This window comes from Agarivorans sp. Toyoura001 (assembly GCF_005405585.1).
Lineage (GTDB): Bacteria > Pseudomonadota > Gammaproteobacteria > Enterobacterales > Celerinatantimonadaceae > Agarivorans.
This window is the reverse complement of record NZ_BJEQ01000016.1, coordinates 1-20,045: the sequence shown is the minus strand read 5'-3', so window position 1 is coordinate 20,045 and position 20,045 is coordinate 1. Positions and strand designations below refer to the sequence as shown.

The window sequence follows — 20,045 nt, the reverse complement described above, 5'->3', positions numbered from 1 at the left end:
ATTGACCAAGCCTCATACTTAAATAAGCAAGAGGCTTGGCCGTATAACTAATGTAAGCTTTTATGCTTATGCACTAAGTTCCAATCGGCCAAAATAGCGTAGGCCGCCGGAATAATAAACAATACCATCATCGTTGACGCTACAATCCCAAACACAATAGACACCACAATAGGCTGCACCACTTGTGCTTGTAAACTAGTCTCTAACAACAACGGCAGTAAACCCGCGGCGGTGGTAAGTGAGGTTAAAAATACCGCTCTGAAGCGTTCTTTACTGGCGTTCACCACCGCTTGATAAACATCGTCTCCTTCATCTAAATGGTGCCGAATATATTGCACCAACAATATGGAGTCATTCGTCACAATCCCAGCCAATGAAATAAAGCCTAGTATAGAGGGCATACTTAGACTGTGCCCTAACAAAAAGTGTCCCCACAACACACCTATTAACGCCATGGGAATAACAGTTAATACGATCACGGGTTCAAGGTAACTTCTAAATTGAAAACTCAAAATGGCAAAAACACCAAAAATGCCAATTGTGAAGCTCTTACCCAAAGACGACCCCACTTTAGCGCTCTCTTTAGCCTCCCCTTCAAAATCAACTCTTAAGCCAGGTATTTTAGCAATTAGCTCAGGAAGAAAACTTTTTTGTACCAGTTGCATCACTTCGTTGGTATTAGCAACTCGAGTATCAACATCAGCCATCACAGTTACCGTGCGTAAGCCGTCTATACGCTGAATGCGGACAAACGATCGTTGATATTCTAAGTTGGCAATTGAAGATAGAGGCACTTGTTTTCCGTCGCTAAGCACTACCGGGAAATTAGCCAAGGCTTGTAAACTACCGGATTGCGACTTATCTAAACGTACATCGATTTGAATGTTTTCAGGGCCAAGTTGAAATTCATCCGCAATCGCTCCTTGATAAGACGCTCTCAGTTGTTCTGCCACCATTTGTCCGTTTACATTAAAAGATTCAGCGCCACCACGTAACGAAATTACCACCTCTTCTTTACCGGGTCGCATGTCATCAAGGATGCTATTCACCCCTTTAAACTGGCTCAAATAGGCTTGCAACTCTACCGAGGCAGTTTTTAAGGTGTCTAAATCTGAATGCTGTAGCCTCACTTCAACAGCTCGTCCTGCTGGCCCCATAGTAGGTTGCGTAAACGCCAACGCTAACGGTAAAGCTTGCTCACCTACTTGTTCACGCCAAGCACTAATGAACTCTTCGATATAAGTATTGCGCACTTCTGCTGATAAAATATCTAAACGAACAGTTGCCACATGCGGACCAGATTCTCCGGCATCAGCGTTGTAATTGTATTGAGCGGTAATGTCGTGAATTAAACGCTGCGGCTCGTTATTCTGTTCGGTAAATTGTTCGCCAACTTGACGGGCAGCAGTCACAATTTCTGCCACTAAGGTTTCGGTTTGCGACAAGCTTGAACCTGGTGGGAGAATGATTCTTGCTTCAGCAATATCACCATCAAGTTCAGGGAACGCGGTAAACTTTAGTAAACCGCTTACCACCAACGAAAACGATAGCAGCAATAAGCCGAATACCGCACCCACAGAAACATAGCGCCACTTAACCACAAATGTTACGGCCGGCACTAATTTGTTAAGGCGAAAATCTTCAAACATATTGAGGAACTTGGCTTTAAAGCCAGACTCTGGCTTTTCAATGCCTTGATGTTGCAAAGTGTGGCGCAGGTGGTTTGGCAAAATAAGAAATGCCTCTACTAAGCTAATACATAGCACTAACAGCAATGCCATTGGCACTACGCTTAACACTGCGCCCATTTGGCCATCTAGCCACATCAAACTACCCAGCACAAAAATGGTAGTAAAGAAGGATGAAATAACCCCTGGTGCCGCTTTTTTAACACCCTTAACTACCGCTTCGTCAGCACTCATTCCCCGCTCTAAATGCGCTGCAATTGACTCAGCGATCACAATCGCGTCATCCATCATAATGCCAATGGCCATTAGCAAACCGACTAAGGTCATAATGTTGATCGATAAGCCAAACACCGACATTAAGAACATGCCACCCATAAAAGCAACGGGCAGACCGGCGGCTATCCAAAACGAATATCGCAACGAAAAGAACAGCCACATGCTCAAAAATACCAAAATGATGCCCTGCCAGCCGTTTTTAAGCATCATGTTTAAACGGTCGCTCAACAGTGACGACATATCATTGGTTAAGGTTAGGCTTACCCCGTTTGGCGCAACCAGACGCTGGTCATCAACAAAACGTTGAACCGAATCTTTTATTCGCAAGGCATCGTCGGCTTTGTTTTTACTGATTTTGAGCATCGCAGAGGGCAAGTCGTTAAACAGTATTTTTTCTTCATCTAGCTCAAAGCGATCACTAATATTTGCGACATCGCCTAAATACACCACGCTGCCATTGCTGTCTGAGGCGACAACGGTTTTTGCTAATGCAATTGGGTCTCGCTTTCGCTGATCAAAACGGATCAGCAAATTCTTTTCGTTTAATTCAATGGTGCCTGCTGGCAAATTGATATTCTGTTGGCTAATAGTGCTCGCAATATCGTTAACACTTAAGTTCAGTCGCCGTAGCGCTGTTTGGTCTAATTCCACCCGTAACTGGTGATCAGAAAAGCCACTCACACTCACCATGGCCACGTCGTAATCTACTTTTAGAATGTGTTTCAATTCTTCAGCATAGGCTTTTAAATCCGGCCAACTAGCTGGCGCACTAATAGCGATATCCACTACCGGCTCAGCCCAATCCATTTCTTTTACGACTGGCGGTTCAATTTGCTCTGGAAAGTCTTTAATGGCGTTTATTTCGGTTTGTATATCCACCAACATGCGACCAACATCTGCGTCTCCGTCTAACTTAACGATTAGCGAACCCAAGCCTTCAACAGCCTCACAGCGTGTTTCTTCAATATTAGACAAGCCGTCTACTGCATCTTCCATGCGCATACATAAGCTTTCTTCTACTTCGCTTGGCGACGCGCCAGGGTAAACCACCGTTGCAATAATAAAGGGGTTAGTAAACTCTGGAAATGTTTCACGCTTTAAGGTACCTAAGCTACTTAAACCCAGCAGCAAAAAGGTGATCATGCACAAATTGGCAAGGGTTGGATGGCGAATAAAGAAATTAAGCATCACCCTGCTCCTTGGTACGCAAGGTCATGCCATTTACAGCAGGAATTAAATCATTAAGAATGAGTATTTGCCCCTCATGTAACTCACCACTAATCGCAACGCCCTGCTCACTTCTAAACAACACATCAATGGGCAGTATTTGGAGGTTCTTCTGTTCATCCATTAAGTAGATATTAGTGCCATGTAAAGCTCGCTCTGGCACCACAAAATGAGATTGAGGATAGCCTTGTATTTTCGCTTGCACATACATGCCTTTGGTTAAGGGGATCTGTTGAGCAAGATCCATCGCCGCGAGATTTTGCTCTACCTCTAGAAACATGCCAACAGTGGCTTGAGCTACATTGACAGATTCGGCAACCCTAGCGACTTTTGCTGGCCATTTGTATTCAATGCCTGAAGCAACCAAGCTAATAGACGCATCAAAATTTAAATCGTCAATGGAAGGTAAACCCGCAGTGTTCTGATAATGTTGAACGCTAGCGATCAACTGGCGCATATCGCCCAAAGACAACTGTACATCGGCGACCATTGTGTCGAGTTTTTGCGCCACTACCATGACCGATTGCAAGTTAACTACCTGCTCGTTTTCAATATTAACTTCCGCTATTTTGGCATCAAAAGGCAATACAATTTCGGTTTTACTTAGTTGCCGTTTGGCGTCTTCATATTTGGCTTGCTCTACAGCTAATTGCGCTTCTAATACACGACGATCATCAGGTACTAACTGCAGCGCATTTTCTAACTCTTGAATAACTTTATTTTGTATCAGTACATTTTGTTTTTCATTCTCTAACTCAGAGCTTGAAATAAGGTTTTGTGTTTTTAGTTTTTGTTTTCGTAAATACTCTTCTTCCACCAATAACGCCCGCTGTCGCTCTATCGATAAACTGGTTTTTAGATTGGTTTCTTCCTGAACTAAGCGGGTGATTTGGGTTTTGCTAGCGTTTAAATTTGCTTCCGCCTGAGTCATTTTTAAGGTGTATTCCAAGGGATCTATTTTTAACAACAATGTCCCTTGTTTAAGAAACCGCCCTTCTTCTAGTTGCGGATGACGAAACACCAAATTGCCACTCACCTCAGCAACCGCTTCCCAATTGGTTTTAGGTTCAACCTGACCAAAAGCAATTGCCATGGGTGCGGCATCAACTTTAGTTAGTGTTGTTACTTCCACTAAGCGAGATGATTGATGCTCAGTGTTTAACGGCACCACTTCTTTACTGGTGATAGCTAACACCAGCACAATTATGCCTATTGCTACGCCAGGTATAATTAGCCAAGGTTTAGTGATGCTCATGAATCGGTTCCTTTGTGTTTAAATAAGCCACGTTGTAGCAATTGAATATTGTGGTCTGCTAGTTTCAAAAACTTAGCTTTAGATAATGCGATTTGATTGGCTTGTAATAAGCGTTCTGGTATCAAAAATGGAAATACCATTAAACTTAAAAAACTTAGCTGAGCTAGCTCTGTGTCAACGTCGTCTAGTAACACATTGTTGCTTAATAGCTGGTCGAATAAATGTTTGCTTTTAAAGCGCCCCATATTATCGATCATATATTGCAGTTGTTGAGCACTTTCATGTTCTTTAGGGGTGTTGCTCAGCTTAAATATAAGCTTAGGAAAATACGGGTTTTCTACCATTGTTTGGTAGTAACTGCGCATCAAACGCCCTAAGTCATCGGCATCAAAATCGCGACTGGCTTTATCCAAAGTAGCAAAAACTGGTTTTGCCACACTGTTAAGCATTTCTCCAAACAACTGAGCTTTAGATCCAAAGTAGTAGCGTATTAAAGCCGCATCTACTTCTGCCTTGTTCGCTATCATGCGAATTGACACTTTGTCGTAATCAAGGCTCACGAACAATTCTGTGGCTGCCAACAGCAGCTGTTCTCGAGCTTGGCTATCCCCTTTGGGTCGGCCAACTTTGTTCTTAATGGTCATAATCGTTTGGTTATTCTTCAACTGTAGAATAATTCTAATCTAAATGTTAAATCGGTGCGTTAAGTTAAATTCCTCAATCCAGCGCATTCAATGAATTTTGTGAAACTCATCGCTTCAAGCCATTGTTGAAGAAAGCCTTATTGCAAACTCACAGATGCTTACTCTTTCACGAAGGAGCTTACTCGAAGAGCGGTATTAACCTCAGATATACCGTTAGTTATACGGAAAGTGACATATCTATAAGTCATTTATCGATATTTCTAAGCACTGGGTGAATCAATATACTCCCTCCTAAATAGGATTCATCAGACACCGGACGTCACCATACAAATAAGTATTTAATAAGGTGACACGATGACAAAACAATTTAGCAAACGTTTTCTTGGCGTAATAATCGGGCTAACGGCTTTTATCGCCCCTCATTCCTTAGCAAGCGAACTAACTGAAACCACTTATCAACGTTACGAACAACAAACCGCTTGCGCTGCTTCGGTCATTTATCTGCAACAGAAGGTATCTAACGACGCGTTTGACAGTGGATATACCCCTCAAGAATTAATGAACCTAGAAATAAGCTACGAACAAGCAGCCTTAGTACACTTAAGCACTTGGGATGAACTGAGTCATACCGAGCTAGGTAGCGAAGAAGACCTTAAGCGCATCACCTTCACGGAAATTGGTCGACGATTTGGTTGGATGCAGTCTTTAGACAGCGACAGTTACGCCGAACAAGTACTGAGCGCTCTCAACGACTCTATATAGGATTCAATCATGCTAAAACTATTAAAATCATTACGTAGTAAACGCGCGCTACAAAAACAATTACAACTCTTAGATGTAGATCCTTACCTAAGTGCTATGTTGATGAAAAGCATTACCCGCAACGAATGGGGAAAACACAGTGTTGCAACCAGTCACATGAACGAGGCTCATGCAGGGATATTTAGCTTACACCTCATTGTTATAGCTTCTCGAGAACTCGCACACTTAAGGCGCCAGTGGTTTGGCTATAAGGTATTCAACGAATTGTTAGCAGCTAACGCTTTAGACCTTGGTTATTTGGATCAACAGCAAACGAGTACCGCACTCAATAAAATGAAATGTTTGCAAATGCCGCACTACAACATTGCTAAAACAGTTTGGGGAACCTAATGAGAAGAAGACAAGAGCGCAAACAGCTTATCTGGTGTGTGGCTTACGCCTTACTAGGGTTTACCATTGGAATGGCAACGGTCAAAGCAGAAAACGCCGTTTGCCAAGAGGACTACCAACAATTTGTTCAAGGCGAAGTATTAAGAAACCAGCAATAGAGCGATTGGTTAAAGCAAGCTGATGACTTTAACGTGAATCTGTTGCTTGCGCCGTTGCAGTCACCGCTAATATCAGCAACACTTGCTCGGTAAATACTTGGATTCACAGAGAGATAAAGGATGTCGAATAAAAAGGACCCGGTTATTGGGCTTGCCCTAGGCAGTGGCGCTGCTAGGGGCTGGTCGCATTTAGGCGTCATTTTGGCTTTGCGCGAAATGGGCATACAACCTCATATTGTATCCGGTTGTTCCATTGGCGCATTAGTGGGTGCAGCTTATGCCTGTCATCGAGTAGATAAGCTTACCGATTGGGCCTTAAGCCTATCTAGTTGGCAAGTATTTAACTTAATGGATTTCTCGTTGTATAGAGGCGGATTACTCACTGGTGAGAAAGTGTTTAATGCCGCCGAACAATACATTGGAAGCGACCGCATAGAGCAACTCGATATTCCCTTTGGAGCAGTAGCCACAGAGTTAGAATCTGGTAAGGAGATTTGGCTACAAAAAGGCAGCGTGCGAGACGCCGTACGTTCATCTTGTGCTATGCCTGGGTTAATGGCGCCTTATCGATTAAACGACCAATGGTTGGTTGATGGAGCAGTGGTTAATCCAGTGCCTGTTTCTTTATGCCGAGCCATGGGAGCGGATGTAGTCATTGCAGTAAACCTAAACAATGATAAATCACGGATTGCACTACTCGATGACGACTTAAACGAGACCCTTAGCCACAATGAAAACCCCAGTAATCAGCCATTTTGGCGTTTATTAGGCGGAGGCAAAGACTACCTCAATTCCATGCTAAGCAATTTAAAGCAACAAAACAGCAATCGCTCTCCGGGAATGATTGGGGTAATGTCTACTTCAATAAACATCATGCAAGAACGATTAACCCGCACCCGTATGGCTGGCGATCCGCCAGATATCCTACTTTCGCCTAAACTTGGAGATATCGGCATCATGGATTTCCATCGAGCGGAAGAAGCCATTAGCGAAGGGAAAAGGGTTACTGAGTTAATGCGCCCACAAATCGAAGAAGAGCTTTTTTACCGATAACGAGATAAACCAGACACTGAATAATATTGATTAATTTAATCAATATTATTGATAAGCAATAGAATACACCAATAAAAACAATAATATATTTATCTTTAATCGATTTTCATCAATCAAAACTTACTCTACCCTCAGAAGCGCCAAGGCTCTACAATAAAACTCTATTCGACGAGGGCGATATGCAGATAAACCTTAAACAATTTCAAGCCGCAGACCTGCTATGTATCGCCATTGCCCTATTGGTGTTAAGTCCTTGGGTTAATGGGCCTGCTGCTTTAGTTATAGGTGCCTGTTTAGCGAGTTTTGGATTTACGCCTAAAGCAATTAATATTGGCGCTGTAACTAAACGTTTATTGGCTATCTCGGTGGTAGGTTTAGGCTTCGGCATTTCCATCGACCAAGCCATTGAATACACCCAAAATGGATTTGGCCTTATTGTAGGTTCTATCCTATTTACCTTAGTATTGGGCACTGTAGTTACCAAGCTACTCGGTATTGAAAGAAAAACCGGCTATCTGATCTCTGTAGGTTCTGCTATATGTGGTGGTAGCGCAATTGCAGCAGTCTCGCCAGCGATAAAAGCCAGCAGCAAACAAATCTCATTGGCGCTTGCTACGGTATTTATTCTTAACGCTTGTGGCTTATTTCTTTTTCCAGTGCTGGGCCACCTATTTAGTTTAAGCCAAAGCCAATTTGGCTATTGGGCAGCCATTGCTATTCACGATACATCTTCAGTTGTTGGTGCTGCCGCAGCTTATGGCGACGAAGCGCTAACGGTGGCAACCACCGTTAAGCTAGCGCGAGCGTTATGGATCATTCCAGTAGCCCTATTAAGCGCGGTCTATTTTAAAGAGAAAGATGGAAAATTCTCTTTCCCCTACTTCATCGTTTTTTACATACTCGCCATGCTGGTGAGCAACTATGTGCCTATGTTTGATAGCTTATATCAAGGCTTGTTTAGCGTATCTAAACAATTATTGGGTGTGTGTTTGTTTTTAATCGGCTACGGGTTAACCGCAAAGAATATGCAAAGTGCTGGAATCAAACCCTTATTATTGGGAGTAAGTCTTTGGATTAGTATCGCCAGCGTCTCATTACTAATAATACTAGCTTACTATTAAAAATAACTTGAAAGGCTTAAACGCCTTGGTAGGTTAGAAACAGGCTTAACGAGATTGTTTATTTCGCTTAAACGAGAATGAGCAAAGCAACATAACAATGACCGCAACAAATGCGCTAGCTTCAAAAATAGCTCGGGTAAGATCAGCGCTAAACCACGCAGCAATCAAACTCATCACAACAATTAATAACAATAACTTACGTAACATAGCATCTCTCCAGTTAGACTTATCGTAACCCTTGCTAAGCCCCTTACAAATTCACTTTTCCTATAAGCTATTTCCCTTACTTATATAGTGCCACTGATAGATACACGAATAATAATTAGACATACGTCACATTTTTGTTAGAATCGTCGGCGATTCCTAAACTTACGGCAGAAATAATGCTCCGAACTTTGCTCTATCGAATTCTTTTTCCATTCATTATTGTGCTGCTGGTTATGATCCTAGCCATTTTACAAATGCAGAAAGTGACCTTAGCGAAGTTTTACGACAAAGAGCTCAGTGTATCTGATTACCTTAATTGGTTTTCTACCCACCCCGCCAACACTGTTGATGTACTCACCGTACTTAAAGCCAAACAGCCAAATCATCATGGTGGAACCACCAAAGATTGGTGCCCTAGCGTAAGTTCTGACGACGGTTTTGTTCATATTAGCTATTTAGACGAGCAACCCGTGTGTTGCATGTTGGGTAAAGGCCAGCGTTACGTTTATTACAAGGAAAATGAACAGGAAATCACTTTACTGTGTGGCCGTTGGCCAAGAACGGAAGTAGTGAGCGTGAACAAGAAAGGAATGCGCGCTGTGCAGTCCTACCGCAGTGCCAACCCAATTCCTCAACCTTAGTGTTCATCAAAGTAGTCTTTGTTACGAATATACTTGCGCATGTAATGGTAAGTAAAAGGAAGCAGTAACCAACTCACTATCGATTTAGATAAGCGATACCAGGTTGGTGTGTTCTCGTAAATTTTCTCGTCATGCAACCAAAGCATTCGCCCTACGTGCCAATACATAAATGGCACTGGCGGCAAAAACGTGACTACATCCAAGTCACAGCAAATTCGATAGGTTTTTCGGTGTAGCGTGTAATGCTTTTTAAAGTTCCACAATCCCGTTGCTGGTTGACCAAAAGTAACCACCCGTTTAACTTTTTTGGGGTACTTCCTCTCTAAACGATCTGCCACTAACACAGCCATGCACCCACCAGAGGAATGCCCAGTAAGTGAGATGCGTTTTCCCTGAGCTATCAAGGGTAACAGTATCGATTCTAGCCGCTGGTAAACAGTCAGCTGATGTTTGCTACGGTGTGGATCACAACTTAACTGTTCGAGCAGCTGCAAATAGCCCCAGTGCACATGATATTGGTAGCCTTCTGCGACATACTTTTTAGGTACAAATGCCAAGTTAACTAACCAATCAAAAATGTTCATTGAGCCGCGAAAAACCACAATTACTTCGTCTTTGTTCTCCTTCCATAATACGCGTGTGGTAGAACGCCCCCAGCGATCAAACACATCTTGATAAACGTATTTGTCTAATTGCTCAACCATGCTTTCCATCGCAGAAGGATAAGCGAGTCGGCACAACACTGCGTAGCGTTCATATTGGTAACGTTTTAGCTTTTTGAGTTTAGCTGTGGGTTCTTGATATACAGTGTGGTTCAACAGCAAATCCGAGACTAAATAAGGTAGCTTATTGAAACACAGTGTTTCCTGCGCAATATGACACTTTAGTGAAACCACGCAACTTAACCTTACTCAGCGTAATGCTTTAGCCAGTATTGTTGAGCTCGTTGTGGGTTTGGGGCAACAAGTTTGAACACATAACCCTTAGTAGTGGCGTGCGCCGCAAAAAAGCTGATAGCTTGAACACTACCACTTTCTTTTCGCTCTACCCGGCCCCATTGTTGATTGAAACTCAGTAAATCGGGAAAAGCTAACTGTAATACTTGTTGGCGACATTGCTCGTCACTACTAGGGAACTGAACCAGCATATTTGCTTGTTGCCAAGGTTTGTTTTGGCTAATCAAAGCAAGCTGCTTTCCAAGGGTTGCTGTCCAAGCTAACTCAACAATGACTAATCGGCCTTTTAAAGGTGTAAGCGTTTTGTTGATACATCTAGTGCTAGTGGGTAGGACAACTTGTATATGGTCTTTTAGCTCAGGCTCAAACCCCGGGCTTTGCGTATTGGCGAAATGCTGAGTTAACTCTGTTACTTTTTCCAATCTAAGCGTAAGTTTTGGATAAGCGCCTTCTATTACTTCTAGGGCTAACTGGTTAGCACATAAAAGTGGGCTAAAAAGTACTAATAGTGTTATCCATAACTTCATATGTCACATCCTTCTGCTCTACCAGTTTTAGTCTTAGATGAGGTCTAATCTGAGGTCAAGCTTTCTAACCACGCTTGTATTTGTTTTACCGTCCAATCGGGTGCGTCTAACGGTAAGTCATGCCCGGCGCTTGTATGTTGCTTATGTGTGCAAGCCCAATGCTTGGCGAGATGCCCACTACATTTCGCGCTAACCAACTGATCTTGCTGACTACTTAACACCAAAACAGGCGCCACTGGTTTAATGGCTAATTTAAACAACATCGCTGCTTTTAACTGATTAAAGGCATTTGTCTTTGTTACAACATGTTCCTTTGACCATGCTAGCCAGTTTTCCATAACATCGCCATGTAAGGCTGGAAATTGGCTTGTTACCTTCATTATTCGCTGCTGTCGTTGTCTATCTGTTTTAGCAAATAAAATACCCAACACTTTTAGGTATGACTGCCATCTTAAACGCTGATAAAACGGCGAAAACGCCGCGTTTGAAGAGTTGATTAATGTTATCGAGTGTATTTCTTGTGGGTATTTATCTGCCCAGTCTACTGCCAACATTCCCCCCAAAGAAATCGCGACTAAATCAACCTTGTTTATCTCAAGCGGACTTAGTTTCAGTTGAATCCTCAAAGATTGTCGCAACTCTGCAATGCTCGAAGGACTTTTAAGATTTGCAAGCGAACCATTCCCAGGAATATCAAAGCTTAATATTTTTCGCTCAGGCAAAGACTGTTGAAGAACAGTTTTGAAAAATCCCCAATGGCGTTGCTCGCGAACCAAGCCTCGAATAAGTACAATTGGTCGATGACCACGACTTTTATTTGTCATTAAACCATTTGTCCTTAGCAAGTTTTGTCGCACGTTTTAACGGCTCAGTTTGATGAAGTACGCGCCAAGAGTAGCTGGCGTTAATTAAAAACTCCATTAGCACCAAGTGTCGCCTTAAAACACGCTGAACGCGATGTGGTTTCATTGGATGGTACAAACCTAAACTACTAAACACTTGTAAGGGATTTTTCTTTAACCAACGCCAAGATCCCATTTCCAAGGTTAGTGGGATGAAGATGCCTGGTCGTTTTAATGATTGCTCGTAGCAATAATCCCAAAGATCTCCATTGCAGACGTAATGTTTAGTTTGGGGCTCAAACAAGTAGTTTTGATGGGGGAAGCTTTCAAAAAATGCCTGGCGTAAACGATATACAGAACCAATATCTTCAATAGCCGTTGTGGCAGATTTTGCATAGGGAAACCAAATTCGATCTTGGTGACCAAAACCACTGTGGCAATCCAACACTAGACTAAATGGCCTGCCGAAAAGGTGTTGTTCGGCAAAGTCATAAATGGCTTGGCTTTCTGTTTCCATAACGCCGTTTTTATTCCCCTGATACCAAGGTAACCGTCGACTAATACGCTGGCCTCCCACCATAAACGTCGCCTTACCTTTTGCATAACTTGGAGAATTGCGCATTAGATCTACCCCATTACCATTAGCCCTTCGCTGTAACACCATTCCGCTCGGGTTCACGATGGGAATGAAAACCAGATAACACGCCTCTAACAGCAACTGCAGTTGTTTGTCCCAATCCAAACGGTTTAATATACTTTCCATAAAAGACAGCACAACTTGGCTACCAATGCGTTCTACTCCATGTACCCCACCAACAAAACAAATAGCAGGTTTGTCTTGGCTCGCATTACCCAGTGAGATCTGATGCACCGGGAAGCGGTCGGTTTTACAGCTAACTTGGCAAAGTTGTTTTACCGTGACTTTGTCTTGGTGTTTATTAAGTAAGGCTAAAAGTTGTTCCATCTCTGGAAAGTCAGATTGGCTTCGCATCGCTAGTCCACTTGCTATAATTGGCAAAATACATCTAGCAAAAAGCCATTGCAGATATATTACACTGGTTACTTATTTAGACCATTCAGCTTTTGGAAGTAGTTGATTTTGCGAGAAAGCTTAGCTTCAGTTACACTGCAATTAAGCGTAAAAAAGGATACACCATGCCACTTAACGACAAGCTCGATTTTTCTTCGGTTTTGGCTACCGCCGTTCACGATATGAAAAACTCTTTAGGCATGTTGACCCAATCAACTGAAGCAATCGCGCTTCGTTCTAAGCAGAATGGCCGTGAAGATAGCGAAGAGTTATCTCGCTTGCATTACGAGGTGTCTCGTTTAAATGGCAGTTTGATGCAGCTTCTCGCGCTATATCGCTTTGAAAAAAAACAATTACCCATGACCATTGAAGAGAATTATCTAGAAGATTTACTCAACGATGTGTACTACAAAAACAAAAGCTTCATTGAACAAACCCAAATGAAAATAGATATTGAGGTGGATGAATCTCTAAGCTGGTACTTCGATGTCACCTTAATTGAGTATCTGTTAAGTGATGTAGTAATTAACGCGCTGCGCTATTCTAAAAAACAAATTAAAATATCTGCAAAACAAGCCGATAACTATTTATGTATACAGGTAGATGATGATGGCGATGGTTTTCCGCAAAGCATTATTGACCTAGCAAATGCAAAAGTAGCGTCTCAACTAGATTTTGTTAATAATCGTAGTGGTTTAGGTTTGTTTTTCGCGAAATTGATCGCTAAAGCACATATAAATTCGGGCAAGGAAGGTAGAATACATATCGAAAATGGCAGCTTCTTAGGTGGTAGTCGTTTTAGCTTGTATCTCCCATAGCCCAGTAAATAGGAAATTTTCGGTTAGATTATGGTATTTACCTTAGTATTGCTTGGCGTTGGCGCATTGTTGTTTCTGGTTATCGGATACAACATGGTGCAACAATTTAAACAAAAACAAGAAACAGAACGTCGTTTAGCAATCGCCAAACAAAAGGCCATTATTAACGAGACTGAAGAACTGTTACTTCACTCCTCTATTCTCCCCTACAGTAAAGAACTGGTAGAGCTTTTACACAAACGTATGCTAGAAGCGCTTAATCAAATTAAAAACACCGACCCCAGTGTAAAAGGCCTAAACAACCGAATTCGCGCCACCCAAGGGCAACTGAGTCAAATCAAAAATGCAGGTGAAATAAGCGACAGCGCATTTCGTGCTCCAGATACCGACAAAGACGCCTTACAGATGCTGCAAATCGTTAAAAAAATACGTGCCGTGGTACGTTCAGAACACGCTAAAGGCCGTTTAAACACCCAAGTATTTGTATTAGAAGACCGCCGTTTAGAGTTAATGCAACTTAAGGTGAATATTGAAAACGCCTTAAAACGTGCCATCGAAGCCCAAGCGCTTCGCCAATGGGGTACGGCTCGCCAGTTACTCAACAAAGGCATTTCTGCACTGAGTAACATCTCTGACCGTGATGCCTACTTGGAGCAAAAGCTACAAGATATGCGCCGCATGAATCAAGAAATGAGCGACAAACTGAAGTCTGACAGTAAACAAGAAGCTGAAAACTTAGCCGAAAAAGAAACTGACGAATTGGATGTTTTATTCCAACCTAAGAAAAAATGGTAAGCCTAGCCTTACATCTTCACCCTACTTCACTTGCATAGCTTTACAGGCCGCTCAGCGATTACACAGAGTTAGACCTAACCATTAAAGCTATGCGAGAATAACCTCAAATAAAAAAGCTAAAAACTCAACCATGCGCAAAACACTTCAACAGATCTCAAGTGACCCTTTTCATGGGGTGTACTTTATTGGAACCACTCCACCTAAACAAAACACCGACATAGAGAAAGTAAGTGATATTGCTGACAAGTTACTGTCTCGTTTAGATGAAATTGATTACGACGGTTTAATTGTTTACGACATTCAAGATGAAAGCAGTCGTATAGACAAACCACGGCCGTTCCCTTACATGCAAACACACGACCCGCGCTTGTATGCCCAACTTTTGATGCACAAAAGCCAACGCTCGGTAATTACTTATAAAAGCGTCTCACAGCGCAATGAAGCAGACTTTGTTAGCTGGTTAAAAGAAGCTTGGCACCAATACGAAATTCGTGATTTGGTCTTAGTAGGCAGCCCTGCGGCTAGCAACGACATTCAATTAAGCTTGGCTGATGCTTATAAGGCAATAGAACAGCATTCACCCGATTTTTATTTGGGTGGTGTAACCATTGCTGAGCGCCACGCTAAGAAAGGTGACGAACACGCGCGCTTGGTGCATAAAACCGAGCAAGGTTGCCAGTACTTTGTGTCTCAAGCGGTGTACAACGCCCAAGCAACCATCGACATGCTTACCCGTTACGCACACGAATGTAAAAAGACTCAGCAAAAACCGCAACGCATCATCCTTACCTTCTCCCCTTGTGGCAGTGCTAAAACCTTGGAGTTTATTGAATGGCTGGGTATATCGGTACCAGAGGCGACCAGCTTGCGTATTCTCGATGCGGAAAAGCCGCTTAAAGAATCGATTCTAATTTGCTACAACAACTTGGTACAAATTCTAGAAGCCTGCTTACCCTTAGGGATACCGCTAGGTTTAAACATTGAAAGTTTAACCAATCGCAAAGAAGAGATTGATGCGTCAATTTTGTTGTATAAGTTGCTTAAAGCCACAATGGACAAAAAGTTAGCTCAACTGCAGTTAAACAACTAATCCGCGTTAACCACGCCCAATAAAAAAGGAAGCCTAGGCTTCCTTTTTTAGTGACATAAGTGGCCTACTTTTTAGGCTTTTTACGTTTATCTTCTTCTACCCACTTACCGGTGGTGTGGTAAGCACGCCACCCCGTAGGTTTGCCTTCAACTTCAGTACTTAAATACTGTTCTTTCGTTTTACGGCTATAACGAACTAGAGACTTAACGCCATCGGGATCTGCTACCGGGCCATCGGCTAAGTAATAGAACTTCTCAGGTAATCTATCTCTGAAGCGTTTCAACTCTTCAACTAAAGGCGCGCGTGTCTCTCGTGAGCGTGGGAAGTTGCTAGCTGCCATAAAGATACCAGATGCGCCGTCACGCAATACAAAGTAGGCATCACTGTTAACACACTCTAGTTCAGGCAGATGAACGGGATCTTCACGTGGTGGAGCCACTTCGCCATTTTTAAGGATTTTACGCGTATTACTACAATCCTCTCCTGTACAAGCCATGTACTTACCAAAACGACCAGTACGTAGCTGCATGTCGCTGCCACACTTTTCACACTCAACAATCGGGCCGTCGTAACCTTTAATTTTAAAGCTACCTTGCTCAACCACATAACCCTCACAATCAGGGTTATTACCACAAACATGCAGTTTACGGGTTTCGTCAATCAAGTAACTGTCCATTGCGGTACTACAAACCGGACAACGCTCTTTAGCACGCAGTGCTTCAGTTTCTTGCTCTTCAGAGTCGGCGGCTACAGCCTCCTCCCCAGGGATCAAGTTGATCGTGCACTTACAGCGTTCTTTCGGCGGTAGCGAGTAACCCGAACAACCTAAGAATACACCGGTACTTGCTGTGCGGATCCCCATAGGACGTTCACAGTCTGGACATTTAATATCGGTGATCACCGGGCTATTGCTACGCATGCCGGTTTCGTCATCATCTGCTTTGGTTAGCTGGCCTTTAAAGTTTTTGTAAAACTCGTTTAACGCCTGTTTCCACTCAAAACTCCCGTCAGCTACTTTATCAAGACGCTCTTCCATATCGGCAGTAAAGTCGTAACTCATTAAGTCTTGGAAGCTTTCGGTTAAGCGTTCAGCGACAATCTCACCCATTTTCTCCGCGTAAAAGCGACGAGCCTCAGTGCGAACATAACCGCGATCCTGAATGGTTGAAATAATTGAAGCGTAAGTAGACGGACGACCAATTCCACGTTTTTCCAATTCACGAACCAACGAAGCTTCGTTAAAACGCGCAGGTGGCTTAGTAAAATGCTGTTTAGGATCAAGTTCTACAAGGTTTAGTTTGTCGCCTTGGCTAACAGCAGGCAATACGCCATCGTCAGCTTTACTTGCTTTGCCTACCGGTTGTACTTTTGTCCAACCGTCGAAGCGTAAAATTTTACCTTTAGCGCGTAATTCATACTCGGCGGCATTCACAGTAACTGTCGTCGCATCGTATTGTGCATCGGTCATTTGACATGCTACAAATTGGCGCCAAATAAGGTCGTACAATCGCTTGGCATCTGCGTCAACACCATCAACGTGTTCGCTTAATACCGTAACATCAGAAGGTCGGATCGCTTCGTGAGCTTCTTGGGCGCCTTCTTTGCTCGAATAACGCAAAGCGTTTTCTGGCAGGTACTTAGCACCAAAATTATCACCAATATAGCCTCTAGCAGCCTCTACAGCGTCGTTACTCAAGTTTGTTGAGTCAGTACGCATATAAGTAATGTAGCCGGCCTCGTAGAGCCTTTGAGCTAGCATCATGGTGCGTTTCACGCCAAAACTTAAACGCGTGCTCGCGGCTTGTTGTAACGTAGAGGTGATATACGGGGCTTTCGGTTTTGAGCGAGTCGGCTTATCTTCGCGCTTAGCAACCGTGTAATTAGCGCCTTTTAAACTATCAACCGCAGCAGTTGCCTGCTGCTGATTAACCGGTTTAAAGGCTTGGCCATTTTGTTTGGCCACTTCTACCCGTAAACCTTCGCCCAATGTCGTCGCTAGGTCGGCGTGAATGTCCCAATACTCTTCAGGTACAAAGGCCTTAATTTCACGCTCTTTTTCTACCACTAAGCGAACCGCTACAGATTGCACGCGGCCTGCAGATAATCCTCGAGCGATTTTCTTCCACAGCAATGGAGAAACCATGTAACCAACAACACGGTCTAAGAATCGACGAGCCTGCTGGGCATTAACCCGGTCCATGTTTAATTCGCTGGGTTGCGAGAAGGCATCTTTAATCGCAGATTTAGTAATCTCGTTAAATACCACCCGCTTAAAACGGCTATCATCACCGCCGATAATTTCTTTTAAATGCCACGCAATTGCCTCTCCCTCGCGGTCCAAATCGGTTGCGAGATAGATGGTGTCAGCATTTTCGGCGAGAGCTTGAAGCTCGCTAACTACTTTTTCTTTGCCAGGCAAAATTTGGTAATTAGCTTTCCAATCTTTTTCTGGGTCTACACCCATTCTAGCCACAAGTGCTTTCTTGTCTTTGGCCTTCTTTAACTTGGCTTTTTCTTCAGCACTTAGGCCCTTTGTAGACACTGGCGCTGCTTTCTTTTTATTGGTCGCGCTACCACTGCTAGGCAGATCACGAATGTGTCCAACACTTGATTTCACCACATATTGGCGTCCCAAGTATTTGTTAATCGTTTTTGCTTTAGCTGGTGACTCTACAATTACCAGAGATTTGCTCATATTGTTCTTTTTACCATTGTGTCCGTCTGGTTGGCCCACCGACGGAAAGTAGTAGACAGTTGTTCTTTTTTATATTGCTCGAGAGTTAGCATAGGTCAATAACTTTTTTAAATCTTTGGTTTATTGGGTGAATAATTAAGCACTCGACCACAAAGATACAAACTGATAACATCTGAAACTCCCTATTAAGGGTAGTGTTATACGCTTGATTTTCTTCACATGCCAATATAAATAACCATTGGTAAAGATTTTTTCAACAAAAGATAACTCATTTTTCGATGAGCGTAGTAAAAGGAAGACTATGAAACATTTTGAAGTCAACTTTGACGGTTTGGTGGGTCCCACTCACAATTATGCCGGTCTTTCATTTGGTAATGTGGCTTCGTTATCCAACGCCCAAAATGCTTCCAATCCAAAAGAAGCAGCCAAACAAGGTCTTCTGAAAATGAAGGCCTTAAATGATTTAGGGCTAACTCAAGGCGTGCTGGCCCCGCAGCAGCGTCCAGATTTAAATTTATTACGTCGTATCGGCTTTAGCGGTAACGATGCTCAAGTATTGCAACAAGCCGCAAAGAAAGCTCCAGACGCTTTACTGGCGAGTTATTCAGCATCAAGTATGTGGACAGCCAACGCAGCAACCGTATCACCTAGTGCAGATACCGAAAATGGAAAAGTACATTTCACTCCAGCCAATTTAACTAACAAATTGCACCGTTCCATTGAGCCAGAAGTGACAGGCAATATTCTAAAAGCGGTATTTTCTGACAGTAAATATTTCGAACATCACCAACATCTGCCCGAAAATGACTATTACGGTGATGAAGGTGCAGCCAACCATACCCGCTTGTGTAATAACTACGGTGAAGCGGGTTTGGAACTATTTGTATATGGCAGAACAGCGGCTAACAGCAACGCCCCTTCCCCTACAAAGTTTCCAGCGAGACAAACCTTAGAAGCCAGCCAAGCGGTGGCGCGTTTACATGGCTTAGACGAAGATACAGCGATTTTCATCCAACAGAACCCCTCAGTGATTGACCAAGGGGTTTTTCATAACGATGTGATTGCAGTAGGCAACCAAAATGTCCTGTTTTATCATCAACAGGCGTTTTTAAATACTCAGCAGCAACTTGAGCATATTCAGCAACGTTTCGGCGAAAATAAACTACATTTCATCGAAGTTAGTGACAATGAAGTAAGTCTAGATGAAGCCGTTAAAAGCTATTTATTTAATACTCAAATCATCACCACCGCGCCTGGCGAAATGGCCATTATTGCCCCAACTAATTGCCAAGAGTCTGAGCAAGTACATCGCTATTTAGAAGATTTAGTCGGCCGAAATACCCCGATTAAACAAGTACATTATTTTGATGTTAAACAAAGCATGAGCAACGGTGGAGGCCCAGCTTGTTTGCGCTTACGTGTAGCTTTAAACGATATGGAGCTAGCTGCTGTAAACCAACACACCATTATGAGTGAGCAGTTGTTTAACACCTTAAATAGCTGGGTGGATAAACACTATCGCGATAGCTTAGCGTTTGATGATTTACGTGACCCGCAGATGATTACAGAAGTGAATACCGCCTTGGATGAGTTAACCCAAATTCTTCACTTAGGTTCTGTTTATCCTTTCCAACAAAACTAACTCGCAGATACAAAAAAGCCTGATAATAATCAGGCTTTTTTCATTCAAATGTCCCGTCCGGAAATAGGTTGACATAAAGAGGACTTCTTTATGACAACACTCATTAACTCAAGCCGTAAGCGCACACAACGAGATTACACCTTAGCCTTTAAATTAGGTGTTGTAGCGCGCATCGAAAAAGGCGAAATGACGTACAAACAAGCACAAGCCCGATTTGGCATTCAGGGG

General features: G+C 42.9%; 19 protein-coding genes and 1 pseudogene. 11 read left to right on the top strand and 9 right to left on the bottom strand.

The features are described from left to right. Positions 1-47 precede the first annotated feature (47 nt). Genes FFR00_RS16495 through FFR00_RS16485 form a run of 3 tightly spaced genes read right to left on the bottom strand, consistent with a single transcriptional unit; the run spans position 48 to position 5,090 of the window. Positions 48-3,152 (bottom strand): efflux RND transporter permease subunit, encoded by a 3,105-nt coding sequence (locus FFR00_RS16495; protein ID WP_137674518.1) that lies wholly within the window; start codon positions 3,150-3,152, stop codon positions 48-50. After that, positions 3,145-4,446, bottom strand: a complete 1,302-nt coding sequence (locus FFR00_RS16490) for an efflux RND transporter periplasmic adaptor subunit (RefSeq protein ID WP_137674517.1) — start codon at positions 4,444-4,446, stop codon at positions 3,145-3,147. The genes FFR00_RS16495 and FFR00_RS16490 overlap by 8 nt, the downstream gene beginning before the upstream one ends. Next, complete coding sequence (locus FFR00_RS16485; protein WP_137674516.1) at positions 4,443-5,090, bottom strand: TetR/AcrR family transcriptional regulator; 648 nt, start codon at positions 5,088-5,090, stop codon at positions 4,443-4,445. The genes FFR00_RS16490 and FFR00_RS16485 overlap by 4 nt, the downstream gene beginning before the upstream one ends. A 354-nt stretch (positions 5,091-5,444) precedes the next feature. Between FFR00_RS16485 and FFR00_RS16480 the strand changes: the two genes are divergently transcribed. The 5 genes from FFR00_RS16480 to FFR00_RS16465 all read left to right on the top strand — a co-directional run bounded on the left by FFR00_RS16480 (position 5,445) and on the right by FFR00_RS16465 (position 8,574). Beyond that, on the top strand, positions 5,445-5,852 hold the full coding sequence (locus FFR00_RS16480) for a hypothetical protein (protein WP_137674515.1): 408 nt from the start codon (positions 5,445-5,447) through the stop codon (positions 5,850-5,852). Positions 5,853-5,861: 9 nt separating this feature from the next. Next, positions 5,862-6,242, top strand: coding sequence for a hypothetical protein (locus FFR00_RS16475; RefSeq protein ID WP_137674514.1), 381 nt, complete (start codon positions 5,862-5,864; stop codon positions 6,240-6,242). Then, entirely contained in the window at positions 6,242-6,400 is a 159-nt protein-coding gene (locus tag FFR00_RS21670) for a hypothetical protein (protein WP_154675881.1), read from the top strand. The genes FFR00_RS16475 and FFR00_RS21670 overlap by 1 nt, the downstream gene beginning before the upstream one ends. 120 nt (positions 6,401-6,520) lie before the next feature. Beyond that, positions 6,521-7,453, top strand: a complete 933-nt coding sequence (rssA, locus tag FFR00_RS16470; protein ID WP_137674513.1) for a patatin-like phospholipase RssA — start codon at positions 6,521-6,523, stop codon at positions 7,451-7,453. Between the two features lie 179 nt (positions 7,454-7,632). Then, complete coding sequence (locus tag FFR00_RS16465) at positions 7,633-8,574, top strand: YeiH family protein (protein ID WP_137674512.1); 942 nt, start codon at positions 7,633-7,635, stop codon at positions 8,572-8,574. A 45-nt stretch (positions 8,575-8,619) separates the two neighbouring features. On the opposite strand, the gene FFR00_RS21665 is transcribed toward FFR00_RS16465, so the two are convergent. After that, positions 8,620-8,781 carry a hypothetical protein gene (locus FFR00_RS21665; RefSeq protein ID WP_154675880.1) on the bottom strand — a complete coding sequence of 54 codons (162 nt, stop codon included), beginning with the start codon at positions 8,779-8,781 and terminating at the stop codon, positions 8,620-8,622. A gap of 176 nt (positions 8,782-8,957) precedes the next feature. Between FFR00_RS21665 and FFR00_RS16460 the strand changes: the two genes are divergently transcribed. Further along, the gene (locus FFR00_RS16460; protein WP_137674511.1) at positions 8,958-9,422 is read left to right on the top strand and encodes a hypothetical protein; all 465 of its coding nucleotides are present in this window, start codon (positions 8,958-8,960) and stop codon (positions 9,420-9,422) included. Here FFR00_RS16460 and FFR00_RS16455 read toward each other — a convergent pair. The 4 genes from FFR00_RS16455 to FFR00_RS16440 all read right to left on the bottom strand — a co-directional run bounded on the left by FFR00_RS16455 (position 9,419) and on the right by FFR00_RS16440 (position 12,738). Continuing rightward, the gene (locus tag FFR00_RS16455) at positions 9,419-10,240 is read right to left on the bottom strand and encodes an Mbeg1-like protein (RefSeq protein WP_137674510.1); all 822 of its coding nucleotides are present in this window, start codon (positions 10,238-10,240) and stop codon (positions 9,419-9,421) included. The genes FFR00_RS16460 and FFR00_RS16455 overlap by 4 nt on opposite strands. 89 nt (positions 10,241-10,329) lie before the next feature. Next, on the bottom strand, positions 10,330-10,905 hold the full coding sequence (locus tag FFR00_RS16450) for a hypothetical protein (protein WP_137674509.1): 576 nt from the start codon (positions 10,903-10,905) through the stop codon (positions 10,330-10,332). Positions 10,906-10,949: 44 nt separating this feature from the next. Then, positions 10,950-11,729 (bottom strand): alpha/beta fold hydrolase, encoded by a 780-nt coding sequence (locus FFR00_RS16445; RefSeq protein ID WP_137674508.1) that lies wholly within the window; start codon positions 11,727-11,729, stop codon positions 10,950-10,952. Next, on the bottom strand, positions 11,719-12,738 hold the full coding sequence (locus tag FFR00_RS16440) for a DUF2817 domain-containing protein (protein ID WP_137674507.1): 1,020 nt from the start codon (positions 12,736-12,738) through the stop codon (positions 11,719-11,721). The genes FFR00_RS16445 and FFR00_RS16440 overlap by 11 nt, the downstream gene beginning before the upstream one ends. A 164-nt stretch (positions 12,739-12,902) precedes the next feature. On the opposite strand from FFR00_RS16440, the gene FFR00_RS16435 reads away from it, so the two are divergent. The 3 genes from FFR00_RS16435 (at position 12,903) to FFR00_RS16425 (ending at position 15,480) form a co-directional block, all read left to right on the top strand. Next, the gene (locus FFR00_RS16435) at positions 12,903-13,595 is read left to right on the top strand and encodes a sensor histidine kinase KdpD (protein ID WP_137674506.1); all 693 of its coding nucleotides are present in this window, start codon (positions 12,903-12,905) and stop codon (positions 13,593-13,595) included. 30 nt (positions 13,596-13,625) lie between these two features. Beyond that, positions 13,626-14,390 carry a DNA repair protein gene (locus tag FFR00_RS16430; protein ID WP_137674505.1) on the top strand — a complete coding sequence of 255 codons (765 nt, stop codon included), beginning with the start codon at positions 13,626-13,628 and terminating at the stop codon, positions 14,388-14,390. 130 nt (positions 14,391-14,520) lie between these two features. After that, the gene (locus tag FFR00_RS16425; RefSeq protein ID WP_137674504.1) at positions 14,521-15,480 is read left to right on the top strand and encodes a methylenetetrahydrofolate reductase; all 960 of its coding nucleotides are present in this window, start codon (positions 14,521-14,523) and stop codon (positions 15,478-15,480) included. 64 nt (positions 15,481-15,544) lie between these two features. Here the strand turns inward: FFR00_RS16425 and topA are convergent, their stop codons facing one another. Next, positions 15,545-18,175 (bottom strand): type I DNA topoisomerase, encoded by a 2,631-nt coding sequence (gene topA / locus FFR00_RS16420; RefSeq protein ID WP_137674503.1) that lies wholly within the window; start codon positions 18,173-18,175, stop codon positions 15,545-15,547. Positions 18,176-18,476: 301 nt separating this feature from the next. Here topA and astB point away from each other — a divergent pair, with 301 nt between their 5' ends. Both astB and FFR00_RS16410 read left to right on the top strand, forming a co-directional pair. Further along, a complete protein-coding gene (gene astB / locus FFR00_RS16415) occupies positions 18,477-19,817 on the top strand; it encodes an N-succinylarginine dihydrolase (RefSeq protein WP_137674502.1) in 1,341 nt (446 codons plus the stop codon). A 90-nt stretch (positions 19,818-19,907) separates the two neighbouring features. Further along, a pseudogene (locus FFR00_RS16410) lies at positions 19,908-20,045 on the top strand (IS3 family transposase); the annotation flags it as partial.

Coding starts and splice junctions, on each gene's coding strand:
- FFR00_RS16495 (WP_137674518.1), bottom strand. CDS start 3,152: ATGCTTAATTTCTTTATTCGCCATCCAACCCTTGCCAATTTGTGCATG.
- FFR00_RS16490 (WP_137674517.1), bottom strand. CDS start 4,446: ATGAGCATCACTAAACCTTGGCTAATTATACCTGGCGTAGCAATAGGC.
- FFR00_RS16485 (WP_137674516.1), bottom strand. CDS start 5,090: ATGACCATTAAGAACAAAGTTGGCCGACCCAAAGGGGATAGCCAAGCT.
- FFR00_RS16480 (WP_137674515.1), top strand. CDS start 5,445: ATGACAAAACAATTTAGCAAACGTTTTCTTGGCGTAATAATCGGGCTA.
- FFR00_RS16475 (WP_137674514.1), top strand. CDS start 5,862: ATGCTAAAACTATTAAAATCATTACGTAGTAAACGCGCGCTACAAAAA.
- FFR00_RS21670 (WP_154675881.1), top strand. CDS start 6,242: ATGAGAAGAAGACAAGAGCGCAAACAGCTTATCTGGTGTGTGGCTTAC.
- rssA (WP_137674513.1), top strand. CDS start 6,521: ATGTCGAATAAAAAGGACCCGGTTATTGGGCTTGCCCTAGGCAGTGGC.
- FFR00_RS16465 (WP_137674512.1), top strand. CDS start 7,633: ATGCAGATAAACCTTAAACAATTTCAAGCCGCAGACCTGCTATGTATC.
- FFR00_RS21665 (WP_154675880.1), bottom strand. CDS start 8,781: ATGTTACGTAAGTTATTGTTATTAATTGTTGTGATGAGTTTGATTGCT.
- FFR00_RS16460 (WP_137674511.1), top strand. CDS start 8,958: ATGCTCCGAACTTTGCTCTATCGAATTCTTTTTCCATTCATTATTGTG.
- FFR00_RS16450 (WP_137674509.1), bottom strand. CDS start 10,905: ATGAAGTTATGGATAACACTATTAGTACTTTTTAGCCCACTTTTATGT.
- FFR00_RS16445 (WP_137674508.1), bottom strand. CDS start 11,729: ATGACAAATAAAAGTCGTGGTCATCGACCAATTGTACTTATTCGAGGC.
- FFR00_RS16440 (WP_137674507.1), bottom strand. CDS start 12,738: ATGCGAAGCCAATCTGACTTTCCAGAGATGGAACAACTTTTAGCCTTA.
- FFR00_RS16435 (WP_137674506.1), top strand. CDS start 12,903: ATGCCACTTAACGACAAGCTCGATTTTTCTTCGGTTTTGGCTACCGCC.
- FFR00_RS16430 (WP_137674505.1), top strand. CDS start 13,626: ATGGTATTTACCTTAGTATTGCTTGGCGTTGGCGCATTGTTGTTTCTG.
- FFR00_RS16425 (WP_137674504.1), top strand. CDS start 14,521: ATGCGCAAAACACTTCAACAGATCTCAAGTGACCCTTTTCATGGGGTG.
- topA (WP_137674503.1), bottom strand. CDS start 18,175: ATGAGCAAATCTCTGGTAATTGTAGAGTCACCAGCTAAAGCAAAAACG.
- astB (WP_137674502.1), top strand. CDS start 18,477: ATGAAACATTTTGAAGTCAACTTTGACGGTTTGGTGGGTCCCACTCAC.